General features: G+C 58.6%; 20 protein-coding genes. 12 read left to right on the top strand and 8 right to left on the bottom strand.

Annotated features, from left to right (window positions below; all coding sequences use genetic code 11):
* Nucleotides 1-218 precede the first annotated feature (218 nt).
* Both RT120_RS11035 and dadX read left to right on the top strand, forming a co-directional pair.
* Nucleotides 219-1,517 (top strand): D-amino acid dehydrogenase, encoded by a 1,299-nt coding sequence (locus RT120_RS11035; protein WP_312982606.1) that lies wholly within the window; start codon nt 219-221, stop codon nt 1,515-1,517.
* A 13-nt stretch (nt 1,518-1,530) separates the two neighbouring features.
* The gene (dadX, locus tag RT120_RS11030) at nt 1,531-2,601 is read left to right on the top strand and encodes a catabolic alanine racemase DadX (protein ID WP_312982605.1); all 1,071 of its coding nucleotides are present in this window, start codon (nt 1,531-1,533) and stop codon (nt 2,599-2,601) included.
* 17 nt (nt 2,602-2,618) lie between these two features.
* On the opposite strand, the gene RT120_RS11025 is transcribed toward dadX, so the two are convergent.
* Together RT120_RS11025 and ldcA are read right to left on the bottom strand one after the other, a co-directional pair.
* A complete protein-coding gene (locus RT120_RS11025) occupies nt 2,619-4,349 on the bottom strand; it encodes a potassium/proton antiporter (protein ID WP_312982604.1) in 1,731 nt (576 codons plus the stop codon).
* A gap of 97 nt (nt 4,350-4,446) precedes the next feature.
* Nucleotides 4,447-5,382, bottom strand: a complete 936-nt coding sequence (ldcA, locus tag RT120_RS11020; RefSeq protein ID WP_312982603.1) for a muramoyltetrapeptide carboxypeptidase — start codon at nt 5,380-5,382, stop codon at nt 4,447-4,449.
* Between the two features lie 139 nt (nt 5,383-5,521).
* On the opposite strand from ldcA, the gene emtA reads away from it, so the two are divergent.
* Nucleotides 5,522-6,133, top strand: coding sequence for a membrane-bound lytic murein transglycosylase EmtA (gene emtA, locus RT120_RS11015; protein ID WP_312982602.1), 612 nt, complete (start codon nt 5,522-5,524; stop codon nt 6,131-6,133).
* On the opposite strand, the gene RT120_RS11010 is transcribed toward emtA, so the two are convergent.
* Nucleotides 6,134-6,865: a flagellar brake protein gene (locus RT120_RS11010; protein ID WP_312982601.1), complete on the bottom strand. Its 732-nt coding sequence runs from the start codon at nt 6,863-6,865 to the stop codon at nt 6,134-6,136.
* Between the two features lie 217 nt (nt 6,866-7,082).
* Here RT120_RS11010 and RT120_RS11005 point away from each other — a divergent pair, with 217 nt between their 5' ends.
* Nucleotides 7,083-7,337, top strand: a complete 255-nt coding sequence (locus RT120_RS11005) for a GlsB/YeaQ/YmgE family stress response membrane protein (RefSeq protein WP_312982790.1) — start codon at nt 7,083-7,085, stop codon at nt 7,335-7,337.
* A 267-nt stretch (nt 7,338-7,604) separates the two neighbouring features.
* Here RT120_RS11005 and RT120_RS11000 read toward each other — a convergent pair whose 3' ends face one another.
* The 5 genes from RT120_RS11000 to RT120_RS10980 all read right to left on the bottom strand — a co-directional run bounded on the left by RT120_RS11000 (nt 7,605) and on the right by RT120_RS10980 (nt 13,527).
* Complete coding sequence (locus tag RT120_RS11000; RefSeq protein WP_312982600.1) at nt 7,605-9,344, bottom strand: alpha,alpha-trehalase; 1,740 nt, start codon at nt 9,342-9,344, stop codon at nt 7,605-7,607.
* A gap of 191 nt (nt 9,345-9,535) precedes the next feature.
* The gene (locus RT120_RS10995; RefSeq protein WP_312982598.1) at nt 9,536-10,309 is read right to left on the bottom strand and encodes an ABC transporter ATP-binding protein; all 774 of its coding nucleotides are present in this window, start codon (nt 10,307-10,309) and stop codon (nt 9,536-9,538) included.
* 5 nt (nt 10,310-10,314) lie between these two features.
* On the bottom strand, nt 10,315-11,280 hold the full coding sequence (locus RT120_RS10990) for an ABC transporter substrate-binding protein (RefSeq protein ID WP_312982596.1): 966 nt from the start codon (nt 11,278-11,280) through the stop codon (nt 10,315-10,317).
* 50 nt (nt 11,281-11,330) lie between these two features.
* A complete protein-coding gene (locus RT120_RS10985; protein WP_312982595.1) occupies nt 11,331-12,170 on the bottom strand; it encodes an ABC transporter permease in 840 nt (279 codons plus the stop codon).
* A gap of 10 nt (nt 12,171-12,180) precedes the next feature.
* Nucleotides 12,181-13,527, bottom strand: a complete 1,347-nt coding sequence (locus RT120_RS10980) for an LLM class flavin-dependent oxidoreductase (protein ID WP_312982593.1) — start codon at nt 13,525-13,527, stop codon at nt 12,181-12,183.
* 311 nt (nt 13,528-13,838) lie between these two features.
* Here RT120_RS10980 and RT120_RS10975 point away from each other — a divergent pair, with 311 nt between their 5' ends.
* The 8 genes from RT120_RS10975 (at nt 13,839) to RT120_RS10940 (ending at nt 21,685) form a co-directional block, all read left to right on the top strand.
* Nucleotides 13,839-15,770 (top strand): FTR1 family protein, encoded by a 1,932-nt coding sequence (locus tag RT120_RS10975; RefSeq protein ID WP_312982592.1) that lies wholly within the window; start codon nt 13,839-13,841, stop codon nt 15,768-15,770.
* 34 nt (nt 15,771-15,804) lie between these two features.
* Nucleotides 15,805-16,332: an iron transporter gene (locus RT120_RS10970; protein ID WP_312982590.1), complete on the top strand. Its 528-nt coding sequence runs from the start codon at nt 15,805-15,807 to the stop codon at nt 16,330-16,332.
* 108 nt (nt 16,333-16,440) lie between these two features.
* On the top strand, nt 16,441-17,814 hold the full coding sequence (locus tag RT120_RS10965; protein ID WP_312982588.1) for a Fe-S-containing protein: 1,374 nt from the start codon (nt 16,441-16,443) through the stop codon (nt 17,812-17,814).
* Between the two features lie 2 nt (nt 17,815-17,816).
* The gene (locus RT120_RS10960; protein ID WP_312982586.1) at nt 17,817-19,100 is read left to right on the top strand and encodes an ABC transporter permease; all 1,284 of its coding nucleotides are present in this window, start codon (nt 17,817-17,819) and stop codon (nt 19,098-19,100) included.
* A complete protein-coding gene (locus tag RT120_RS10955; RefSeq protein WP_312982584.1) occupies nt 19,090-20,220 on the top strand; it encodes an ABC transporter permease in 1,131 nt (376 codons plus the stop codon). The genes RT120_RS10960 and RT120_RS10955 overlap by 11 nt, the downstream gene beginning before the upstream one ends.
* Nucleotides 20,221-20,224: 4 nt before the next feature.
* On the top strand, nt 20,225-20,917 hold the full coding sequence (locus RT120_RS10950) for an ABC transporter ATP-binding protein (RefSeq protein WP_161659950.1): 693 nt from the start codon (nt 20,225-20,227) through the stop codon (nt 20,915-20,917).
* The gene (locus RT120_RS10945; protein WP_312982583.1) at nt 20,904-21,389 is read left to right on the top strand and encodes a TlpA disulfide reductase family protein; all 486 of its coding nucleotides are present in this window, start codon (nt 20,904-20,906) and stop codon (nt 21,387-21,389) included. Before RT120_RS10950 ends, RT120_RS10945 begins: the two co-directional genes overlap by 14 nt.
* On the top strand, nt 21,389-21,685 hold the full coding sequence (locus RT120_RS10940; protein WP_312982581.1) for a c-type cytochrome: 297 nt from the start codon (nt 21,389-21,391) through the stop codon (nt 21,683-21,685). The genes RT120_RS10945 and RT120_RS10940 overlap by 1 nt, the downstream gene beginning before the upstream one ends.
* Nucleotides 21,686-22,235 lie beyond the last annotated feature (550 nt).

Below are 22,235 nucleotides of genomic sequence, written 5' to 3'. Positions count from 1 at the left end.
ATTTAGTGATCCAGAACGGGGAATTTGCCGGGCGGCTTCAGAATTTTATCTTGCAGAAATGTGCGCCGAAGCAGGAGATGCTAATTTTCAGCATCCTGTGCTGGCTCGGCAAGATGTGAGGTTAGTCACCATAAAAAAAGCCTATGTTGAATAATATTTTCTTCTGGGTTATCAATTTGTAATCAGAAGATTATTCTTTCGGTTAAATCGGAGTGGATATGCGAGTCGTTGTGCTGGGAAGTGGCGTGGTGGGAGTCACCAGCGCCTGGTATTTACGTCAGCAGGGTCATGACGTCACCGTCATCGACAGAGAGCCGGATGCGGCGCTGGAAACCAGCGCAGCCAACGCCGGGCAAATCTCGCCGGGTTACGCCGCCCCCTGGGCTGCGCCGGGCGTACCGTTGAAAGCGATAAAATGGATGTTCCAGCGCCATGCGCCGCTGGCGATAAGCCTCGACGGCTCCAGCTTTCAGCTTAAATGGATGTGGCAGATGTTGCGTAACTGCGATACCCGCCACTACATGGAAAACAAAGGCCGCATGGTGCGTCTGGCGGAATACAGCCGCGACTGCCTGAAAGAACTGCGCGCCAGTACCGGCATCGCCTACGAAGGGCGGCAGGGCGGCACGCTGCAACTGTTCCGTACCGAGCAGCAGTACCAAAGCGCGGCGAAGGATATCGCGGTGCTGGAAGATGCCGGCGTACCGTATCAACTGCTGGAATCCCGCCGGCTGGCGGAAGTGGAACCGGCGCTGGCCGACGTTGCCCACAAGCTGACCGGCGGTTTACAGCTACCGAACGATGAAACCGGCGACTGCCAGTTGTTCACTCAACGCCTGGCGCGCATGGCTGCCGAGGCGGGCGTCGTGTTCCGCTATAACACCCCGGTGGACAGCCTGCTGTATGAAGGCAACCAGATTTACGGCGTTCAGTGCGGCCAGGAAGTGGTCAAAGCCGACGCCTACGTCATGGCCTTCGGCTCTTATTCCACCGCGATGCTCAAGGGCATTGTCGATATTCCGGTCTATCCTTTGAAGGGCTACTCTCTGACGATCCCGATCGCCGAAGAGAGCGGGGCGCCGATGTCGACGGTACTGGATGAAACCTACAAAATCGCCATTACCCGTTTCGATTCGCGTATCCGGGTGGGCGGCATGGCCGAAATCGTCGGCTTTAATACCGCGCTGCTGCAACCGCGCCGCGAAACCCTCGAAATGGTGGTGCGCGATCTCTATCCGCGCGGCGGGCACGTGGAGCTGGCGACGTTCTGGACCGGGCTGCGGCCCATGACGCCGGACGGCACGCCGATTGTCGGGCGCACCCCGTATAAGAACTTATGGCTGAATACCGGGCACGGCACCCTGGGCTGGACGATGGCCTGCGGCTCCGGCCAGTTAATCAGCGACCTGATTTCCGGGCGCACCCCGGCGATTCCTTTTGACGATCTTGGCGTGGCGCGTTACTCCTCCGGGTTCCGCCCAACGTCATCCCATCGTTTACACGGGGCGCACCAATAACACAGGAGTAGTCATGGCTCGTCCAATTGTCGCGCGTCTCGACTTGCAAGCATTGCGGCAAAATCTTCAGGTGGTGCGCTCAGCCGCACCCCACTCCCGGGTGTGGTCGGTGGTCAAAGCGAATGCCTATGGGCACGGTCTCGATCGCATCTGGTCGGGGCTTTCCGGCACCGACGGCTTCGCAATGCTCAATATTGAAGAGGCGATTTTACTGCGTGAGCGCGGCTGGAAAGGTCCGATTCTGATGCTGGAAGGGTTTTTCCATGCCGATGAACTGGCGCTGTTCGACCGCTACCGGCTAACCACCAGCCTGCACAGTAACTGGCAGGTGAAAGTGCTGGCTAACGCCCGGCTGAACGCGCCCATCGATGTGTACCTTAAAATTAATAGCGGCATGAACCGGCTGGGCTTCACGCCGGAGCGGGTTCAGACGGTGTGGAGGCAATTGCGCGAGCTGAAAAACGTTGGCCAACTGACGTTAATGGCGCATTTTGCCGATGCTGAACACCCGGACGGCATTGCTGAACCGCTGGCGCGCATTGAACAGGCGGCGGAAGGGCTGGACAGCCCACGCTCGCTGGCGAACTCCGCCGCCACGTTGTGGCACCCGGAAGCCCATTTCGACTGGGTGCGTCCGGGGATTGTGCTGTATGGGGCTTCGCCGAGCGGGCAGTGGCGCGATGTCGCCACCTCCGGCATCAAACCGGTGATGACGCTTAACAGCGAAATCATCGGGATTCAAAACCTGAAAGCAGGGGATACGGTGGGGTACGGCAGCCTGTACAAGGCCACTGGCGAACAGCGTATCGGGGTGGTGGCCTGTGGTTATGCCGACGGCTATCCGCGCCAGGCACCAACCGGTACGCCGGTGATGGTCGATGGCGTGCGCACCGAGTTGGTGGGCCGGGTGTCGATGGATATGCTGACGGTAGATTTAACGCCGTGCCCGCAGGCGGGCATCGGCAGTTCGGTAGAATTGTGGGGCGACAACATCAAAATCGACGATGTGGCCGCGCCCTCAGGCACCGTGGGCTATGAGCTGATGTGCGCGCTCGCGCCGCGCGTGCCGGTAGTCACTCTCTAGCAACGCACCGGGGCGGATCACTCCGCCTCGGGTTCCGGCACCCGCAGGCCCACTTTGCGGATCTGGTTATCTTCTTTCTCCGCCACGGTCCACGTCATCCCGGCAAATTCAATCTGATCGCCGACAACCGGTGCGGCACCCAACTGCGCCAGCATCATCTCGCCAACGGTTTGCTGGGCGTCATGCGCGGCATCCGCTTCCAGTCCATAGATAAATGCCACATCGGTGAATTTGGCGCTGGCTTCAAGGATAAAGTCGCCAAAGAAGCGCTGATCCAGCTCCACCGGCGGCGACTGGCTGAATAGCCTACCCAGTGCCGGTAAATCGCGCTCGCGGCCAATCACGCACAGAATATCCCCTTCCTGAAGCCGGGTGCTGCCGTTGGGGTGCAACAGCTGATTATCGCGAAACAGCGCCGCGATGCGGGTCTCTTTCGGCATATGCAAATCACGCAGCGCCGCGCCCACGCACCATTTCTCTTCGCTGAGCTGGTAAACAAACTGCTCCCACGGATTTTCCGGGTGAATATCCAGCCCAACCCGGGAAATCGGCACGCCTACCGGCGGTACCACCACTTTGGCTTTTTTCGCTGCCCAGCCCAGAGAGGTCCCCTGCAACAGCAGCGACACCAGCACCACAAAAAACGCCACGTTGAAGAACAGCCGCGAATTTTCAAGGCCCGCCATCATCGGGAACACCGCCAGAATGATCGGCACCGCGCCACGCAGCCCCACCCAGCTAATAAAAATCCGCTCGCGCAGATTAAAGCCACGGAACGGCAGCAAGCCCAGGAACACCGACAGCGGGCGGGCGAACAGGATCATCCACAGCGACAGCAACAGGGCCGGAATGGCGATAGCGAGTAAATCTGATGGATTAACCAGCAGGCCCAACACCAGGAACATACCGATTTGCGCCAGCCAGGCCAGGCCGTCAAAGTTTTGCAGAATGGCGTAGCGGTTACGGATTGGCCGGTTGCCCAGCAGGAAGCCGCACAGGTACACCGCCAGAATGCCGCTGCCGTCCATCGCCGTAGTAATGGCGAAAATCATAATCCCGCCGCTGAGCGCCAGCAGCGGATACAGCCCCTGGGGCATGGAAATACGGTTGATCATCTGCAACAGCAGGAAGCCGCCACCCAGACCAATAAGAATACCCAGACCGAACTGCTGGACGATTTCCCAGGCGAACATCCAGCTCAGCGTACTGGTGTGGTGCTGGATCATCTCAATCAGGGTAATGGTCAGGAACACCGCCATCGGGTCATTGCTGCCGGATTCGATTTCCAGCGTCGCGCCGACACGCTCGTTCAGCCCCTTACCGCCAAGCAGGGAAAACACCGCCGCCGCATCCGTCGAGCCGACAATCGCGCCGATCAACAGGCCTTCCATCATCGGCAAACCGAACAGCCACGCCGCCGCCATGCCAGTCAGCCCGGAAGTAATCAGCACCCCGACAGTCGCCAGCGACAGCGCCGGGCCCAGCGCCACGCGAAATGAACTCGCCTGGGTGCGCATCCCGCCGTCCAGCAGGATCACGGCCAGCGCCAGGTTACTGATCAGATAGGCGAGAGGGTAATTGTCAAAAGGAATGCCGCCAACGCCGTCGATGCCCGCCAACATGCCGATGGCGAGAAAGATAACCAGAATAGGGATACCGAGACGGGAAGAAAACGAACTTAATAAAATGCTACAGGTAATCAGCACCGAACCCAGAATAAAAAGACTAAAAATCGCCCCGCCGTCCAACGTTATCGTTCTCCTTTATCATGCTCTCATCAAGGCGGCGCAACGCCGCCGGGCCTATTTTTGGTATACCACAATTACGGTGGGCGTGATGGACTAATTAACGATGTGAATGATTATTTGCGCAATTATTCACAACGGGATGACCTTTGACGGTCAACGACGCCTGATTCACATCACAGTTCAGCGTGCCGGAGGCACCGAGCGGTAGCGTAACGGTGCGTTGCTCGTGGCCGAAGTCCAGACCCGGGATCACCGGGATCGCCAGACGCTGGCGCAGGGCATCTACCATTGCATCCAGGTCGTAGCCGTTGTCGTAATCATTGGGTTTGCTGGCGCTGAAGCTACCGAGTACCAGCGCGCGCTGCCGGTTCAGAATGCCCGCCTGATGCAGCTGCAACAGCATCCGTTCGATGCGGTACGGGTGTTCGTTGATGTCTTCCACCACCAGAATGCCGCCGTCAATGTCCGGCATCCACGGCGTGCCCAGCAGCGAGCACAGCATCGCCAGGTTGCCGCCCCAAATCGTGCCGCTGGCCTGGCAGGCCGGCGCGCGTGTCTGCCAGTGAAGGGTAAACTCCGGCGAGGTAATGGCCTGCCAGAAATGGTCCCACGTGAAGGCGTTCATTTCCGGCGCGCCAAAATTGCCCGCCAGCATTGGCCCGCAGAAGGTGATGACATTTTCGGTCGCCAGCAACTGTAGCTGAACGGCGGAAAAATCGCTGTGCCCGCAAATCACCAACGGGTCCCGGCGCTGGCGCGCCGCGATTGCGGAATAATCTATATTTTCGAGTAGCCGCGTGACACCGTAACCGCCACGTACCGGCAGCACGATATCAGAATTGGTTAACGCCGCCAGATGGTTGATATCGTGAAGACGCGCCGCATCATCGCCAGCAAACCGTTGAAAACGCCGGGAAATCACCGCCTGGTTGTTCACCTGATGGCCCGCTTCAGTGAGTCTTTGCACGCCGCGTTGCGCGGCTTCCTGCGCAATACAGTAACCGGAAGGGGCGATAAGATGGATGCGAGACATGGCATTTCCTTGCTGATTTATTACATAGAATGGTTATCATGCCGCTAACATTGAGGGTTGTCATCCGTCGTGTGGTTTGCGGCTCGCCAGCGCGACGGGGTTTTCATGCCGGTTTGGCGAAACGATAAGGATAGTTTGCGTGAATTTTAAATGGCTGATTGTACTGGTCCTGTTGCTGGCAGGCTGTTCCTCAACACCCGACTACAAGAGTCAACCGTGGGACCCTGAGGTTCCGGTCAAACGCGCCATGCAGTGGTATCCGATTAGCGAAAAAGCGGGCGAGGCCTGGGGCGTCAGCCCGCGTCTGATTACCGCCATCATCGCGATTGAGTCAGGCGGTAATCCCAATGCAGTCAGTAAATCGAACGCTGTCGGCCTGATGCAGCTCAAAGCCTCTACCTCCGGGCGTGACGTTTATCGCCATATGGGCTGGAGCGGGCAGCCCTCCACCAGCGAGCTCAAAAACCCGGAGCGCAATATTTCGATGGGAACGGCGTACCTGAGCATTCTCGAACATGGCGCGTTAAACGGCATTGAGAACACCACGACCATGCAATACGCGCTAATGGTATCGTATGCCAACGGTGCAGGCGCGCTGCTGCGCACCTTCTCGTCGGATCGTAAAAAGGCGATTGATAAGATTAACGATCTCAGCCCGGATGAGTTTGTCGAACACGTGCAAAAAAATCACCCGTCGCCGCAGGCCCCTCGTTATATCTGGAAAATGCAGAAGGCCATGGACGCGATGTAATTAGCGCACTTTATTGGCTTTTTCGCGCGCGATACGTTCAAGCGCGAAAATAATCCGCTGCAATTCCCGCTCCGCCGCCGGGTTGATGTTGAGAAAACGGAAACTCAGGCGGGGCGTCACAATCGTCTCGTTTTTATTGCTCACCGTCAGGCGTTCTGAAATGGTGATCAACTGCATATCAAAGTGAAACGTTCCCCATTCGCCCAGCTCGATTTTCACCTGGGAAAACAGCTGTCCTTCCTGGAGCCCCTCGGGCACCGGGCCGTCGACCAGCGCGCCCATACCGCCGAGGGATAAATCCGCCAGCCGAAAACGAAAGGCGTTGCCGCTGTTCAGCGTCGCCTCGCAATAGAAAATGGGCGACAGGGGGGCAGGAATACGGAAATACTCGCGGCGCTGCACAAACCACAGGGAAGGGGGAAGCTGGGTGACAAAGGCCGGAAGACTCTGAAAATCGCCCGCTTTAAGCTGCGGCAAATTGAACTCGATTTTCGCGCCCTGGGTTTCGGCGGAAATCTGGATATCACTGGCTTCCTGCACCGATTTGTTTTCATGGCTCTGGCTACCGAAGTCCATCACCAGCTTGCTGGCATCCACGTCGAGAATGCGGCTGATCAGCTGTTGGCTGCCCCAGGAAATGCGGATCGGCACGCGATTCTTGTGCAAATCCCGTAAAACGCCCAGCACCGCCAGCGGATGATGTTTCAGAAACTGCTCATTATAGCTACTCACGTCCCCGATACCTGCTCTGTACAAAGTGATGGCAAGAATATCGGCAACGCGGCAAAAAACTTAATACAAATTCCAGGGGGGAATCGGCAAAATGACGATTAAGCGTGTGACCTTCCTCACCTTTTTCCAAAAGTTGCCTATACTTGATCTGTCTTTCATCAAGAGTACCCCGCCAGTGGCGGGTGATGTTTTTCAGCGAAGAAAAAGGAGCCGCACGATGGGTATTTTGTCCTGGATTGTTTTTGGATTGATAGCAGGTGTGATTGCCAAGTTCATTATGCCGGGTAGGGACGGGGGCGGATTTATCCTCACCTGTGTTCTCGGGATTGTGGGTGCGGTTGTGGGTGGTTGGCTGGCGACTTTCTTCGGTATTGGCGGAGATGTCACGGGCTTTAACCTACAGAGTTTCCTGGTCGCGGTAGTGGGTGCTATTGTGGTGCTGTTGATCTACCGTATGCTACGACGGGATTAAGCTTTTTCAGTAATGAGAAAACGGCCTGATGGGCCGTTTTTTTTATGCGTTTTTCGGGGGGATTGTTCTGTTTAGTGGAATTGTTCTGTTTAGTGGAATTGTTCCGTTCGCCTGGGCTGTCGAGTCAGTCTCGTGCGCCAGTGTACGCGAACGGGTTGGGGGCGCTCGCCGCCGCGCCCCTGACACGTTCGCCGTCACTGAAGCCGCATAGATGGACGTAGCCTGAGCGAACGGAACATTCCACCGGACATCCCCCAAGAGAAAATCTTACTGTGCGTTCGCCGCCTCAGGTTCCGCCACCTTCGCGGGTTCAGACCCCGAATCCGAATCCGCCGGAGCCGACGACCCCGCCCCCGGCCGCGTTTGCGGCACGCTATCACACGGTTTCTGTGCCGCGCACAGCTTATCCAGCATCATCAGCGTAACCCCATTAGTCCATCCGAACCCGTCCTGCAACGGGTACTCCCCGCCGCCACCGCCGGTCCCGGTTGAAGACACATCATATTTCTCCACCAGTTTCTTCTCGCGGTCGTAGGTATGCTGCACGTTAGTCAGGAATCGCCAGGTCACTTCCATCGACAAATCCTTATGACCGTAGTTCTCCAGCCCCTCGGCGGCGACCCACTGCAACGGCGCCCAGCCGTTTGGCGCATCCCACTGCTGGCCGGTATTCACCGTGGTAGTCACCACGCCGCCCGGTTTTAACAGTTGAGACTGGGTGGCGGCCGCTACTTTATCGGCACGATCCTGGGCGGCGGCGTTAACAAACAGCGGGAACAATGCCGCAGCGGTGAGCTGATCGCGTACCGCTTTGCGGCGTAGATCGTAATCGGCGTACCAGCCCTGTTTGTCATTCCAGAGGGTTGATTCCATCGCCTGCTGGCGCTGGCTGGCGAGTTTGTCATAGCGTGCCGCGCCCGCCTCATCGCCCGCCGCTTTACTGGCGTGGGAAAGGGTTTTTTCCAGTTGATACATCAGGGCGTTCAGATCCACCGGGATGATCGAGGTGGTGTGGATCGAGCCCAGTTGCTGCGGGTTATCCATCCAGCGCGAACTAAAGTCCCAGCCAGACGCCGCCCCTGCGCGCAGATCGCGGTAAATTTCGGTAGCCGGGCGATCCGGGTTGTTCTTCGCGGTAGTCACGTCGTCCAGCCAGGATTCGGTACGCGGCGTATCGCGGTCATCCCAGTAGCGGTTAAGCAGCGCGCCGTTTTCCAGCTTCACTACCCGCTTGCTGGCGCTGCCTGGCGCAAGACTGTCGCCGCCTTCCATCCAGTATTGATACTCTTTGGTCAGCTGCGGCTGGTAAGTTTTCAGAGCGTCTTTATCGTGGGTCGCCAGCAGCTCGACCATCAGCGAGAAAAACGGCGGCTGCGAGCGGCTCAGATAGTAGCTGCGGTTGCCGTTGGGGATATGGCCCCAGGTGTCGATTTCATAAGCGAAGTTCTTCACCATATCTGCGATTTTGTCCCAGTGACCGCTCTCCGCCAGCCCCAACATGGTGAAATAACTGTCCCAGTAATAGACCTCGCGGAAGCGCCCGCCCGGCACCACATAGGATTCCGGCAACGGCAGCAGTGAATCCCACTTCGCGGCTTTATCGGTGGTGCGGGTCAGCACCGGCCACAGCCCGTCGATATGCTCGCGCAGGCTTTGCCCGGCGGGCGGTACGTATTTCTCGCCCGCTTTTGGCAGGTCGAAATTCAGGTTCACGAAGTGGCGCAGATCGAAGCCCGACTGGTTCCGCTGCATCCGGTAATCCGCCAGGATCATATACGGATCGCTTTTCGGCACCGCATCGGCGAAGGTTTTCTGATCGGGAAACAGTTTGGCGCTCTGCACATCAGTAAACAGCGGGCCTAACAGCACATCGGGCGGCTGCACGGCGGCTTTGGGTTGATCTTCCGCCAGCGCGGTCTGCGGGCCGAAGAGTAAGAAGGCGCTACCCAGCGCTGTCTGGATCGCGAACAGCAGGGTACGGGGTTGACGCATAGCTGATTTTGTCATCAATGATTCTCCATATAGGGCGTTCAGCGCAGGGGCTGAAAACAACCATAGAAAAACCTTAGACGAATATTGGCGAACCGAGGTATCTGAGGTGGCAAATCTGAGGTTTACAGACGAATTCCCTGGCAATCGGGCAAAAAAAAGCGCCCTGGTTTTTGCCAGGACGCGGTAAGCCATGTAAATACAGCGGCTTAGTGTAACCCGAACTCCGCCATCAACTGTTGGCGTAAAGCGACAAACTCGCTCTGGCTGCGCAGGCGCGGGCGGGGCAGGGTGACGTCGATAAAGCGGATTTCCCCGCCTTTATGTTTCGGCAGTACTAGCACCCGGTCGGCGAGATAAATGGCCTCTTCCAGATCGTGCGTCACCAGAATCATGGTCACGTTTTCTTCTGCCCAGATGCGCGCCAGCTCTTCCTGCATGGTGATTTTGGTCATCGCATCCAGCGCCCCCAGCGGTTCATCCAGCAACAGAATCTCCGGCTGCACGGTTAATGCCCTGGCGATACCGACGCGCTGGGCCATTCCGCCGGACAGTTGGCGTGGCCAGGCTTTTTCGAACTCGCTCAACCCCACCAGCGCCAGCGCCTTGCGGGCGCGCTGCTGGGCTTCGCGCGTCGACACGCCCTGCACATCAAGGCCAAAACTGACGTTATCTAGCACCGACAGCCAGGGCAGCAGGCGCGGCTCCTGAAAAATCACCGCCCGCTCGCGGCTCAGGCCGTGAACCGCGTTGCCGTCAATCAACACATCGCCGGCATTCGGCTCTTCCAGCCCGGCCAGGATGCGCAGCAGGGTCGTTTTGCCACAGCCGCTCGGCCCGACGATGGCAATGCTTTGCCCGGCGCTGATATGCAGATTCAAATCGCGGAACACATCAAACTGCTCGCCGTTCAGGGAAAACGATTTATAGACGCGCTGTACGGACACTTCACCCCGGCGGATATCGGTTGCTGTCGTCATCATTCACCTCACTGCGCTTTAAACAGGACGTTAGTCACCTGGATCTGGCCTTTACCCAGCGCGCCGTCGCGCTCAAGGATATCGATCCAGTACTGCACATCGCGGGTTTCCGCCTTGCCGCCAGGGCGCACACCGTAGCCGGTAAAGTACTGGGCGACGTCCGGGTTTTCACCGCGCTCCTTAAGGATTTTCGCCATAATTGTGCGTACTTCCTGCGGGTGTTCGCGGGCATAGTCCAGCGCGCGGGCCGATTGCTGAACAAAGGCTTTCGCCGCTTCCGGGTGCTCCTGCACGAAATCCTCGCGCAGTACGGTAAAGCCGCCCGCGATTTCGCCTAATACGGCGGTATCGTTGAACACCGGACGCAGGCCGCCGTGGCTGCGGGCCACGCCTTCAAAGGTGGTTTGCCAGTAGCCGAACGCGGCGACATCCACCTGCCCGGAACGCAGCACCTGCTCAAGCTGCGGGCCAGGGACCGCCACCGGCTTAGCGGCGTTTTGCGGTAAACCCGCCTGGCGTAACGCTTCGCGCAGGGTGTAATCCAGATGCGCGCCCAGGGTATTGATCGCCACGGATTTACCGGCCAGATCTTTTACGGTCTTGATCGGGCTGTCTTCCCGCACGTAGAAGATGGACTTGGTGGTGTTATCGATGCCGTTAGTGGGGTAGGCCGCCACGAATTTATTGCCGCTGGCGATGGAATTCAGCACCGCCGGGGTGGCGGCAGAGCCGATATCCACACTGCCGGAGGCCAGCGCGAATAACGATTCCGGGCCGCCGCTGGCATAGCCTTTATTTTCCAGCGACACGCCGGTGCCTTTGAAATAACCCAGCGCGTCGGCCAGTTCATGGGCGGAAATACCGCCGTAACTGGCGAGATAACGTAACGTAACGTTGTCCTGCGCCTGGGCGAGTGAGGTAAAACTCAGGCTGGCAAAGGCGAATGCGGCAAACAAGGCGATGCGTTTTTTCATTTTTGAAATTCCCAAATAAGACAATCGATAATCGAAAAGTGAACGGCTAATTAATGGTTATGAGTATTCCAACGACACAGACGGCGTTGCAGGACCACCAGGATGCGGTTCGCCATCAGCCCTAAGAATGCCAGCAGGAAAATGGCGGCAAACATCACCGGGATCTGGAAGTTGTATTGCGCATTCATCACCTGGAAGCCGATGCCTTTATTGGCGCCAATCATCTCGGCGGCAATCAGCAGCAGCAGGGCGGTCGTGGCAGACAGACGCAAACCGACGAAAATCGACGGCACCGACGCCGGCACAATCACCCGGCGGAACACCGTCAAGCGGCGTGCGCCAAAGGTTTTCGCCATTTCCAACAGCTTCGGATCCACCTCTTTTACGCCGCTGATGGTCGCCAACAGCACCGGGAACAGCGCGGCCCAGAAAATCACGAACACTTTAGAGCCTTCGCCGAGCCCGAACAGCAGGATAAACACCGGGTACAACGCCAGCGCTGAGGTCTGGCGGAACAGTTGCAACAGCGGGTCCAGCGCGCGCTCCAGCGGGCGGATTTGCCCCATAAACAGCCCAAGCGGAATACCAATAATCACTGCCGAGAAGAACGCCAGCCCGGCGCGTTGCAGGCTGATGGTGATATCGTCCAGCAACGCGCCGGAGGTGATGCCGTTCCACAGGGCAAAAAACACCTTATCCAGCGGCGGGATCACCGCCGGGTTCAGCCATCCCTGAGTGCTGGCGATTTGCCAGCCCGCGAAGAAAAACACCAGCAGGCCGTAATCGGCGCTGAACGCCAGCGCGCGCTTGCGCCATTTCCCGTTAATCGTCAGCTTGACGCCAGGGCTGCGCGCCCGGGGGCGCACCCATACTTTGCTGAAGTCAGTCATCGTGAACCCCTCATGCCACTTTGTTATTGCGGAGAATGGAATAACGGTTTTCTGGATACGGTAATCCTAAGTTTTCGCGCAGGGTGGTGCCTTCATAGGCGGTACGGAACAGGCCGCGCTTTTGCAGTTCCGGGATCACCAGGTCGATAAAATCGTTCAGCGCGCCCGGCAGGTACGGCGGCAGAATGTTGAAACCGTCAGCGGCTTCGTTTTCAAACCACGCTTGCAGGGTATCGGCCACCTGTTCGGCGGTGCCCACGATGGTGAAGTGGCCGCGCGCGGTGGCGATCCACTGGTACAGCTCACGGATGGTGAACTGGTGCTCATCGGCAATCTGGCGGATCAGCGCCTGGCGCGACTTCATCCCTTCGGTAGCAGGCAGCGGCGGCAGCGGGCCATCAAGATCGTAATCGGCGAAATTCAGGGTGCCGCCGGTCAGGCCGTTGAGCAGCGCCAGCCCGTCTTCCTCAACGATTAATGAAGTCAGCGCACGGTATTTTTCCTGGGCTTCTTCTTCGGTGCGGCCAACAAACGGTGCGACGCCGGGCATCACCAGAATATGCTCCGGGCGACGGCCCAACGCTCTGGCGCGGTTTTTAATGTCGCGGTAAAACTCCTGGGCGGTGGAAATATGCTGGTGGGAAGTGAAAATCACCTCGGCGGTGGCGGCAGCCAGTTCACGCCCGTTATCCGATTGCCCGGCCTGGACGATTACCGGGTGCCCCTGCTGCGAGCGCGGCACGTTGAGCGGGCCCTTCACTTTGAAATGCTTACCGACGTGATCGGCGGTATGCACTTTGTCCGGGTCGATAAACTGCCCGGAGGTTTTATCGCGAATAAAGGTGTCGTCTTCAAAGCTATCCCACAGCTTCTTCACCACGTCAACGTGCTCCTGGGCGCGCTCGTAACGGTAATCATGCGGATGCTGCTGGTCGAGGTTGAAGTTCACCGCCGCCGCTTCGGTGGCGGTCGTCACCACGTTCCAGCCCGCGCGGCCCTGGGAAATCAGATCCAGCGAGGCGAATTTACGCGCCGTGTTGTAGGGCTCTTCGTAAGTGGTGGAGGCGGTGGCGATAAAACCGATATTTTTGGTTAACGGCGCCAGTGCGGAAAACAGCGTCACCGGTTCGAACCCGGCGATTTTTGCGCGGCCGCCTTCGGTGCCGCCTTTAGCCGGGACCGCCAGGCCGTCGGCCAGGAAGTAAGCGTCAAACAGGCCGCGTTCGGCGGTCAACGCCAGCTGTTTGTGGAATTCGAAACTGGTTGCGCCATCAGCGGGCTGATCGGGATGACGCCAGGCCGCCACGTGCTGGCCGCCGCCAGGAAGAAATGCGCCGAGTTTAATTTGTCTTGTCATTGTTCATCTCCATCATTTTCGCAGACGTGTTTGTTAACGTTTTGAGAGCATAACGTTGCGAAGATTTGAAAATGAAATATCAATTCCTGAATTCAATAGCTGGAATTTGGGATTGGTGTCACGTAAAGGGCATTGCGGAGGAAAATTCGCCGGGTAGCACAAAATTCAATCAAAAAGGATGTATTCATCGCAGTTTTTGAAAGGTAACGTCAATAATTGTCACTTATATGATCTTAATCATGTACAAAACCTGACAAAACAGGTAATGATAATGAATATTATTTAGATTATCAGGGCGTACCGTGTTCAACATGCGTTCATTCTTGCTTGCCGTTTGCTGCTTACTGGTGAGTTCACTGGCGTGGGCAGCCACCGATTATTCCCCTTATATCAACGACATTAAAACTCGCCTCGATAAAACCGCCACGCTGTATCAGCAGCAGCAGGTCAGTGAAGCCCGCCGCGAAGTGCAGATGGCCTATTTCGAAGTGTTCGAAAATCTCGAAGGCCCGATCCGTATTAATATTTCTGCCCAGAAAAGCTACCAGATGGAGAGCACCTTCGGCGAAATCCGCAAGATGATCGGCGAAGGCAAATCCGTGGCGGACGTGCAGGGTAAAATCGACTGGCTGAAGCACGAGCTGGATCAGGTTGAACCGGTGCTGGACGGCGGCCATAAGCTGGTGGCGGAAGAGCAGCACGGCGCGTACAGCAACGGGGAAATCGCCCACTACTGGCAGCAGAGTTTCCAGACCATCGACGATCTACTGGCCCAGGCGGTTACGCAGTATCAGCAAGGGCAGTTTGCCGCAGCCAGCCAGAGCGTACAGCAGGCCCATTATCAGGGTTTCAAAAACTCGGAAATGGAAATGTCGGTGCGCAAGAACCGCTCTGCGCAACGGGCCGCGTCGATCAATCAGCAGTTCACCACGCTTATCGCCCTGACCGCCAAACCGGACAATCTTAACGATGTCGCTTACGGCGTCACCACGCTGTTGCAGGATATCGAGGACGTGCTGCCGGGCCTGCCGACGACCCGCGAGACCCAGGCCGTGAGCGCCCCGCAACGCGGCGATGCGCCCGCCCAAGCCGATACCCCCGCCCAGGCCGACTGGGGCAAGGTCTCCGCCAGCATCAACAGCAGCCTGAAAGAAGCCATTGCGGTTTATCAGGATGGCAACGTCCAGGACGGCATGATGGCGGTGCAGGACACCTACTTTGACCTGTTTGAAGCCAGCGGCATGGAAAACAAAGTCGGCTCCCGGGATGCCGCCTTTAAAACCCAGCTCGAAGGCCACTTCACCCGCCTGGTTAGCCTGATGAAAGCCGGGCAGCCTGAAGCGGCGCTGAATGCCGAAGCGCAGGCGCTGGAGCAGGATCTGGCAAAAGCGGTTTCTCTGCTTGGCGAAGGCGAACAAACCCAGTGGAGCCTGCTGCTCTATAGCCTGATGATCATCGTCCGTGAAGGGCTGGAAGCGCTGCTGATCGTGGCCGCCATCGTGGCCTACATGGTGAAAAATAACCATCAGGACAAGCTGCCGCTGATCCGCCAGTCGGTAGTGGTGGCGCTGGTGTGCAGCGTGATCACCGCCGCGATCTTCCAGGCGGTGTTTACCCACTCCGGGGCCAGCCGCGAACTGCTCGAAGGCATCACCATGCTGATCGCCGTGTTTATGCTGTTCTCCATGAGCTACTGGCTGCTTTCCAAAGTGGAAGCCCGCCACTGGAAAGCCTGGCTGGAAGGCAAACTCTCTCACTCCCTGAGCCGTGGGTCGCTGATTGGCCTGTGGATGACCAGCTTCCTGGCGGTCTACCGCGAAGGCGCGGAAACCGTGCTGTTTTATTACGCACTGGTGGGCGATGCCAGCAACGTCTCCGGCCATCTGGCGATCCTGGCAGGCTTCGCCATCGGCTGCGTGGTGCTGCTGGTGGCCTGGCTGGTGATGCGTTACTCGGTGGTCAAACTGCCGCTTAAACCGTTCTTTATGTTTACCGGCAGCTTTATGTACCTAATGGCGTTTGTCTTCGCCGGGAAAGGGGTACTGGAGCTGATCGAGGGCAAGCTGTTCCAGCCTACGTTATTGCCAGGTGTGCCGGAAATCGGCTGGCTTGGCATCTATCCCTATGTTGAAACCTTGCTGCCGCAGGCCGCTTTACTGGTCGCCGCGCTGATCGCCCTGTGGGTGATGCAACGGCGCGGGGCGACGGTATCCGGGCCAGACATCATTAAAAGCAAACCTTAACTGAATTTTTCTTTGAGACGAGAGGATAAGTCTGATGACCATCAAGAAGAGCCTGATTGCCAGTGCCGTGATCGCCGGGATTTTTACCGCACCTGCGGCGTTTGCCTTTAAAGAGTACCCGGCGGGCGAGCCGATCACCATGAATGAAATGGAACTGGCGGCAGTTTACCTCCAGCCGATCGACATGGAGCCGCGTGGCATGGGCCTGCCGGCAGCCAAAGCGGATATTCACCTTGAAGCGGATATTCACGCGGTGGAAGGCAATAAAAACGGCTTCGGCGCGGGTGAGTGGATCCCGTTCCTGACCATTAATTACACCCTGGTGAACACCGATACCGGCGCGAAACAGGAAGGCACCTTCATGCCGATGGTGGCGAGCGACGGCCCGCACTATGGCGCGAACATTAAAATGATGGGCGTGGGCAACTATAAAGTCACCTATCACATCGATCCGCCGTCAAAAGCGGGCATGCATCGCCATACCGATGGTGAAACCGGCGTAGGTCGCTGGTGGAAGCCGTTTGACGTCAGCTACGAGTTTAAATACGTCGGGCTGAACTGATCGCCACCATCGCACAAGATGCAACAGGATGTGACCAGGGTGTCGGCTATGCCGCCGCCCTTTTCTGGTTTTACGCTACGGCGGTTTTGAGCGCATTGAGTTGACGTTATGAGTTACTTTTTTGTCACGACCCTGCAGGCGTTTTTATGTATTGCGCTGCTGTGCGGGGTGAACGGGGTGCGGCGGACGGCGACGCTGCGTCCGCTGGTGTGGGTAAGCCTGCTGGCCGTGGCGCTGGGCGGCTGGCTGGGGCTGCAACTGCCGAATAATCAGACGATCCCGCTCACGCTGACCGGCGTGGAAATCGGGGCGCTGCTGCTGTTCCTGATAACCTGGCGTCACCCTTCCTCTCGGCTCGGTTATCTCTGGCAGGGCGTACTGATTTTCGGCGCGGCCCGCCATTGGGTGCAGGACCCGAATCTTGGCGCGGTCACCACCACCCATGTGCTCAATACCGATTTGCTGCTCAACATCACCGCGCTGGTCGGGGCATTTGCGCTACTGGCGCTGGCGGCGGTGCTGTGCGCTATGCTGCTGCGCCGGATGCCGCGCGCCCAGTGGCCGACCGTTATCGCCGTCACCGTTTTACTGCTGGTGCCGCTGGCGGGGGATTTGCTGCTGCTGTTAATGAAATTGCAGGTGCTGCCGCTGACCAAAGCGCTGCTGAGCTTTGTCTCGCGCGTCACCAATAACGCCCCGTGGTTTAACTGGGCGGGAGCCGCGCTGCTGCTGGCGCTGGCGGCCTGCTGGCTGCCGGAGTTGCAGCGCCGCCGTAAAACCCTGGCGCAAACCAACGAGCCGATCCCCCATCGGCTCGCCTGCGCCCGTTATCTGGGCGCGCGCCGTTTGCTGCTTACCGCCGGATGCGCCGCAGTGCTGATCGCCGCCGGGCAACTGTACTGGGATCTGGTCGCCTCTCAGCCGCCGCGCCTCTCTGAAGCCCAACCGGTGATGCTGGAAAAAGACGGCAAAGTGCATATTCCCATCGAGCAGGTGCGCGACGGTAAACTTCACCGCTTTGTCTGGGTCGCCGACGACGGCAAAGCGGTGCGCTTCTTTGTGATCAACCGCTACCCGGATAAGCTGCGTCTCGGCGTGGTATTTGACGCCTGCCTGCTGTGTGGTGACCAGGGCTACGTAATGGAAGGTAACCAGGTGATCTGCGTGGCCTGCGGGGTGCATATCTTTATCCCGTCCATTGGCAAAGCGGGCGGCTGCAACCCGGTGCCGATTGAGGACTGGCAGAGTGACGACAAAGAGCTGACCCTGACCAAAGCGTCGCTGGAAGCGGGCGTCAATTACTTCTCTACCGTGATCAGCATGAACGTCACCGATCCGGTGAACGGCGCGACCCTGACCAACGACAAAGCCGAATACAAATTCAGCTATGGCGGCAAAACCTGGTTCTTTGCCTCCGAAGCCAACTACAACCGCTTTCGCGACGCGCCGGAGCAGTTCGTGCCGGGCGAGAAGGAGGAGTAACCATGCTGTGGCGAATGCTGCGTCAGACCTGGGGACGAAATCTGCGCCGGAAACTGCTGGCGGTGTTGACGGTATTTCTGGCCTCCGGGCTGATTTCCGCGCTGCTGGCGGTGTCGATTGATATCGGCGACAAAATGTCCCGGGAGCTGAAATCCTACGGCGCGAATATCCTGATCGAACCGGCGGGCCAGGCGGCGTTGCCTGCGCTGTTCAGCGAGCAGAGCAATCCGCTTTCCGGCCAGGATTTTCTCGATGAGAAAGAGCTGCCAAATATCAAAGACATCTTCTGGCGCAATAACATCGTCGGCTTCGCCCCGCTGTTGGGCGGTGAGGTGATGCTCAACGGTAAGCCGGTGAATATTCTTGGCACCTTCTTCAACCAGCCGGTGGATGTACCGGATGAAGAGGATTACCGCATCGGCCAGCAGGCGGTGAGCCCGTACTGGCAAGTGACCGGCGCGTGGCCGCAGGAGCCGGTGGCCGCGCAGCCGCAAACGCTGGTCGGCCAGACCCTGGCGAAGCGCCTGGGTCTGAAAACAGGCGACGTTCTGACATTACAGGGCGAGAAAACCGTCCAGACCGTCACCGTGAGCGGGCTCCTGGCCAGCGGCGGCGATGAAGACAACCAGTTAGTGATGCCGCTGAGCATCGCGCAAACGCTGCTGGGATTGCCGGGTAAAGTGCAGGCGATCCGCGTGTCGGCGCTGACCGTGCCGGAAAATGAACTGTCGCGCCGCGCCAGGGAAAACCTCGACGCGCTGAACGCCGAAGAGTACGACCTGTGGTACTGCACCGCGTTTGTCTCGTCGATTGCTCATCAGCTTGAAGAGGCGATTTCTGGCTCGGTGGTGCGCCCGATCTGGCAGGTGGCGGCCTCGGAAGGCGTGGTGATCGACAAAATCCAACTGTTGCTGGCGGTAGTCACCCTCGCGGCGCTGGTGGCGGCGGCGATGGGCATCGCCTCGCTGATGACCAGCACCATCATGGAGCGCGCCAACGAGATCGGCCTGATGAAAGCCCTCGGCGCGCGCCAGTGGCAAATCATGCTGCTGTTTTATCTCGAAGCGGCCAGCAGCGGATTGCTGGGCGGCGCGGCGGGCTGCGTGGCGGGCTGGGGGCTGGCGAAGTCCATTGGCCTGATGCTGTTTGACGCCCCGTTGAATTTTGCCTGGGTGGTGGTGCCCTGCGTGCTGGTGGTGGCGGTGTTGATTTCGCTGATCGGCACCTGGTTTCCGGCGCGGCGCATTGCGCGCCTCTACCCGGTGGAGGTGCTGTATGGGCGGTAAGCATTCCATGCTGTGGCTGCTGGTGTGGCGCGCGCTGCGCCTGCGGATGCAGCGCGTCAGCGTGGTGTTCGCGGCGCTTACCGTCGGCGCGGCGATTGTCACGGCGCTGTCGGCGGTCTATTTCGATATCAACGCCAAGATGAGCGAAGAACTGCGCACTTTCGGCGCCAACTTTTACATCGGCCCTGGCCACGGCAAAAGCATGGAACAGCGCGAGCTGGAGCCAATTATCGCCGACGCGCCGCCGGGCTTAATCAACGCCGCCAGCCCGATGCTCTACGGCATGGCCCGCACCGAACTGGAAAAAGTGGTGGTGATGGGTGTGTGGTTCGAATCAATGCCGAAGCTGGCCCCGTACTGGCAGGTAACCGGCGACTGGGTGGGCGTTAACTTTGACGATCGCAACGCTATGGTGGGCGTCAAGCTGGCCGAGCGGTTGAACCTGAAAGTCGGCGACAGCGTCACCGTGATGACCGATGACGGCAAGAAAAAGCTGCGCATTAAGGGGCGGGTGGAAGCGGGCGACGCCACTGACAACATGCTGATCGTCAACGTCGACCTGGCGCAAACCCTGCTGCACAAAACCGGCGAACTGAACCACGCGCTGCTCAGCGTGAATAACGATCTCGGGCAGGTGGACCAGTACGCCGACACCCTGCAAAAACAGTATCCACAACTGGATATCCGCCCGATCCGCAAAGTCTCGGCGTCCGAAGGCCAGGTGCTGGACAAAATCAAAGGGCTGATGGGGCTTGTCTCGATCGTGATCCTCGCGCTGTCGTCGCTGTGCGTGAATACCACGCTGATGGCGATCGTCGGCGAGCGGGCCAAAGAGTTCGCCCTGCAAAAAGCGCTCGGCGCAACCCACCGGGACATCATCCGCCAGATGCTGGCGGAAACCGGGCTGATTGCCCTGGCGGCGGTGGCCTGCGGCTGGGTGCTGGGTTATTTACTGGCCCAACTGCTGGGCATGACGGTGTTTAACGCCACTATCGCGCTGCGCCTGCCGGTCCTGCCGATCACCTTAATTTTATCGCTTCTGGTCGCCGCTGCGGCGGCCATTGTCCCGGTGCGCCGCGCGGTGAGCGTCGAACCGGCAAAAGTTCTCAAAGGAGAGTAGCGCTATGTCTGTATCGCGCATTCCGCAGGCGGTGATTGAAACCCGCCATTTGTATAAACGCTTCGGCGACGTAACCGCGCTGGATGACATCAACCTGCGTATCGCGCGCGGCGAGTTTGTGGCGATTATGGGCGCCTCCGGCTCCGGGAAAACCACGCTGATGAACATTCTCACCTGTCTGGATACGGTGAGCGACGGCCAGGTGTTTCTCGACGGCACCGACGCCGCCGGGCTGGACGAAGAGGGCCGCCGCCGCTTTCGCGCCGAGAAAATCGGCTTGGTGTTCCAGCAGTTCCACTTGATCCCGTTTCTTACCGCGCTGGAAAACGTGATGCTGGCGCAGCATTACCACAGCGTGGTGGATGAAAACGCCGCCAGAGCGGTACTGGCGCAGGTCGGCATGGAGCACCGTATGACGCACCTGCCGAGCCAGCTTTCCGGCGGGGAACAGCAGCGCGTGTGCATCGCCAGGGCGCTGGTCAACGAGCCACCGGTGATCTTCGCCGATGAGCCTACCGGCAACCTCGACGAAGAAAACGAAAGCCGGGTGCTGGCGCTGTTAAAGGATCTGCACCGCCAGGGCCGCACCATTGTGATGGTGACCCACAACCCGGCGCTGGGTCAGTTTGCTGACCGGGTGATCCGTCTGCAACACGGCAAATACCTGAGCGAGGAGCGAAACCATGCGCTGGCGTAACCTGTTATTCATCCTGCTGGTGGCGCTGGCGGGCTGCAAAGAGGAAAAACTGGCGCTGGGCGAACCGGCACCCCAACTGGCAGCCTTCGACAGCCAGGGCCACGAAGCGAAACTGGAACAGTGGCAGGGCAAGGGCGTGTACCTGAATTTCTGGTCCGCTAGCTGCGGCGGCTGCCTGGCGGAGATGCAATCGCTTGAAAAACTCAGCCAGCAGTGGGGCGACAAGCTGGTAGTGGTAGCAGTGAATACCGATAACGACGCGGTGGATATCGCGCCGCTGCTGGCGCAGCACCACATAAGCTACCCGGTAGTGCGCGACCAGATGAAAATCACCCAGGAGCGTTATCAGGTGATCGGCACGCCGACCTCGTTTTTGATTGATCCTAAAGGCCGGGTGATTGATATGCACCAGGGCGCACGGGATGAACAGGCGCTGACCGCGACCTTCCGCAAACTGGCGGGGGAAGGGTGATGAAGCGTCGGATGTTGATGTTGTGTGGTCTGGCGTTCATTTCCACCAGTGCTGCTGCCACCGAGGATTATGGCCGGCAATTCCAGCGCGATTGCTCAAGCTGTCACGGGCGTAAGGCGGATAAAACGGCGTTTAATAAAGCGCCGCCGCTGATCACACTCAGCGAGGAGCAGGCGGTGGAAGGGATGACGACGATCCGCGATGGCGGGGGGAATAGCGCGGCGGCGCGGGCGAAGGCGAAGCTTACGGATGAGCAGATTAAGGGGCTGGCGGCGTTTATTCAGACGCAGAAGTAGGTGTTACGCTTTTGGGCGTGTTTGTTTTTGTTTAGTGGAATTGTTTCGTTCAGTGGAGTTGTCCCGTTCAGTTTGTTCAGTGGAATTGTTCCGTTCAGTGGAATTGTTCCGTTTAGTGGAATTGTTCCGTTCGCCTGGGCTTTCGAGTCAATCTTTGGCTCCGTAGTACGCGAACGGGTTGGGGGCGCTCGCCGCCGCGCCCCCAACACCCCCGGCTCCCCCGAGCGAAATCGCCGCTTCGCGGTGCCCTCGGCTTATCGCGTCCGGCTCCGGGTCGGGCGCGATGCTACATCCTGTAGCTCGCCCCCTCTGGCGGCATCCATGCCGCCAGCCCCGGCCTCCCGCGAACGCCTCGGCGATTTCGATGGGGAGTAAAAACCCCCGCGATACGTTCAGGTTTTCAATGAAACCAACGTGTCGCTGAAAGTATGAAAAATACTCACAGCGGCAACGACAGCTCAGTAAAAAATAAAAATCTCAAAGTTGGGGGGTGAGTCCGGCATCAAAATCGCCGAGGCGCAATTGACGAGCCAGGTCAGCCCCGCAGGGA

This window comes from Atlantibacter sp., assembly GCF_032062175.1.
In the GTDB taxonomy this organism is placed as follows: domain Bacteria; phylum Pseudomonadota; class Gammaproteobacteria; order Enterobacterales; family Enterobacteriaceae; genus Atlantibacter.
The sequence above is the reverse complement of the archived record's forward strand: the minus strand, read 5'-3'. Positions and strand labels throughout refer to the sequence as shown.

Coding starts and splice junctions, on each gene's coding strand:
- RT120_RS11035 (WP_312982606.1), top strand. CDS start 219: ATGCGAGTCGTTGTGCTGGGAAGTGGCGTGGTGGGAGTCACCAGCGCC.
- dadX (WP_312982605.1), top strand. CDS start 1,531: ATGGCTCGTCCAATTGTCGCGCGTCTCGACTTGCAAGCATTGCGGCAA.
- ldcA (WP_312982603.1), bottom strand. CDS start 5,382: ATGTCTCGCATCCATCTTATCGCCCCTTCCGGTTACTGTATTGCGCAG.
- RT120_RS11005 (WP_312982790.1), top strand. CDS start 7,083: ATGGGTATTTTGTCCTGGATTGTTTTTGGATTGATAGCAGGTGTGATT.
- RT120_RS11000 (WP_312982600.1), bottom strand. CDS start 9,344: ATGACAAAATCAGCTATGCGTCAACCCCGTACCCTGCTGTTCGCGATC.
- RT120_RS10995 (WP_312982598.1), bottom strand. CDS start 10,309: ATGATGACGACAGCAACCGATATCCGCCGGGGTGAAGTGTCCGTACAG.
- RT120_RS10990 (WP_312982596.1), bottom strand. CDS start 11,280: ATGAAAAAACGCATCGCCTTGTTTGCCGCATTCGCCTTTGCCAGCCTG.
- RT120_RS10985 (WP_312982595.1), bottom strand. CDS start 12,170: ATGACTGACTTCAGCAAAGTATGGGTGCGCCCCCGGGCGCGCAGCCCT.
- RT120_RS10980 (WP_312982593.1), bottom strand. CDS start 13,527: ATGACAAGACAAATTAAACTCGGCGCATTTCTTCCTGGCGGCGGCCAG.
- RT120_RS10975 (WP_312982592.1), top strand. CDS start 13,839: ATGCGTTCATTCTTGCTTGCCGTTTGCTGCTTACTGGTGAGTTCACTG.
- RT120_RS10970 (WP_312982590.1), top strand. CDS start 15,805: ATGACCATCAAGAAGAGCCTGATTGCCAGTGCCGTGATCGCCGGGATT.
- RT120_RS10965 (WP_312982588.1), top strand. CDS start 16,441: ATGAGTTACTTTTTTGTCACGACCCTGCAGGCGTTTTTATGTATTGCG.
- RT120_RS10960 (WP_312982586.1), top strand. CDS start 17,817: ATGCTGTGGCGAATGCTGCGTCAGACCTGGGGACGAAATCTGCGCCGG.
- RT120_RS10955 (WP_312982584.1), top strand. CDS start 19,090: ATGGGCGGTAAGCATTCCATGCTGTGGCTGCTGGTGTGGCGCGCGCTG.
- RT120_RS10950 (WP_161659950.1), top strand. CDS start 20,225: ATGTCTGTATCGCGCATTCCGCAGGCGGTGATTGAAACCCGCCATTTG.
- RT120_RS10945 (WP_312982583.1), top strand. CDS start 20,904: ATGCGCTGGCGTAACCTGTTATTCATCCTGCTGGTGGCGCTGGCGGGC.
- RT120_RS10940 (WP_312982581.1), top strand. CDS start 21,389: ATGAAGCGTCGGATGTTGATGTTGTGTGGTCTGGCGTTCATTTCCACC.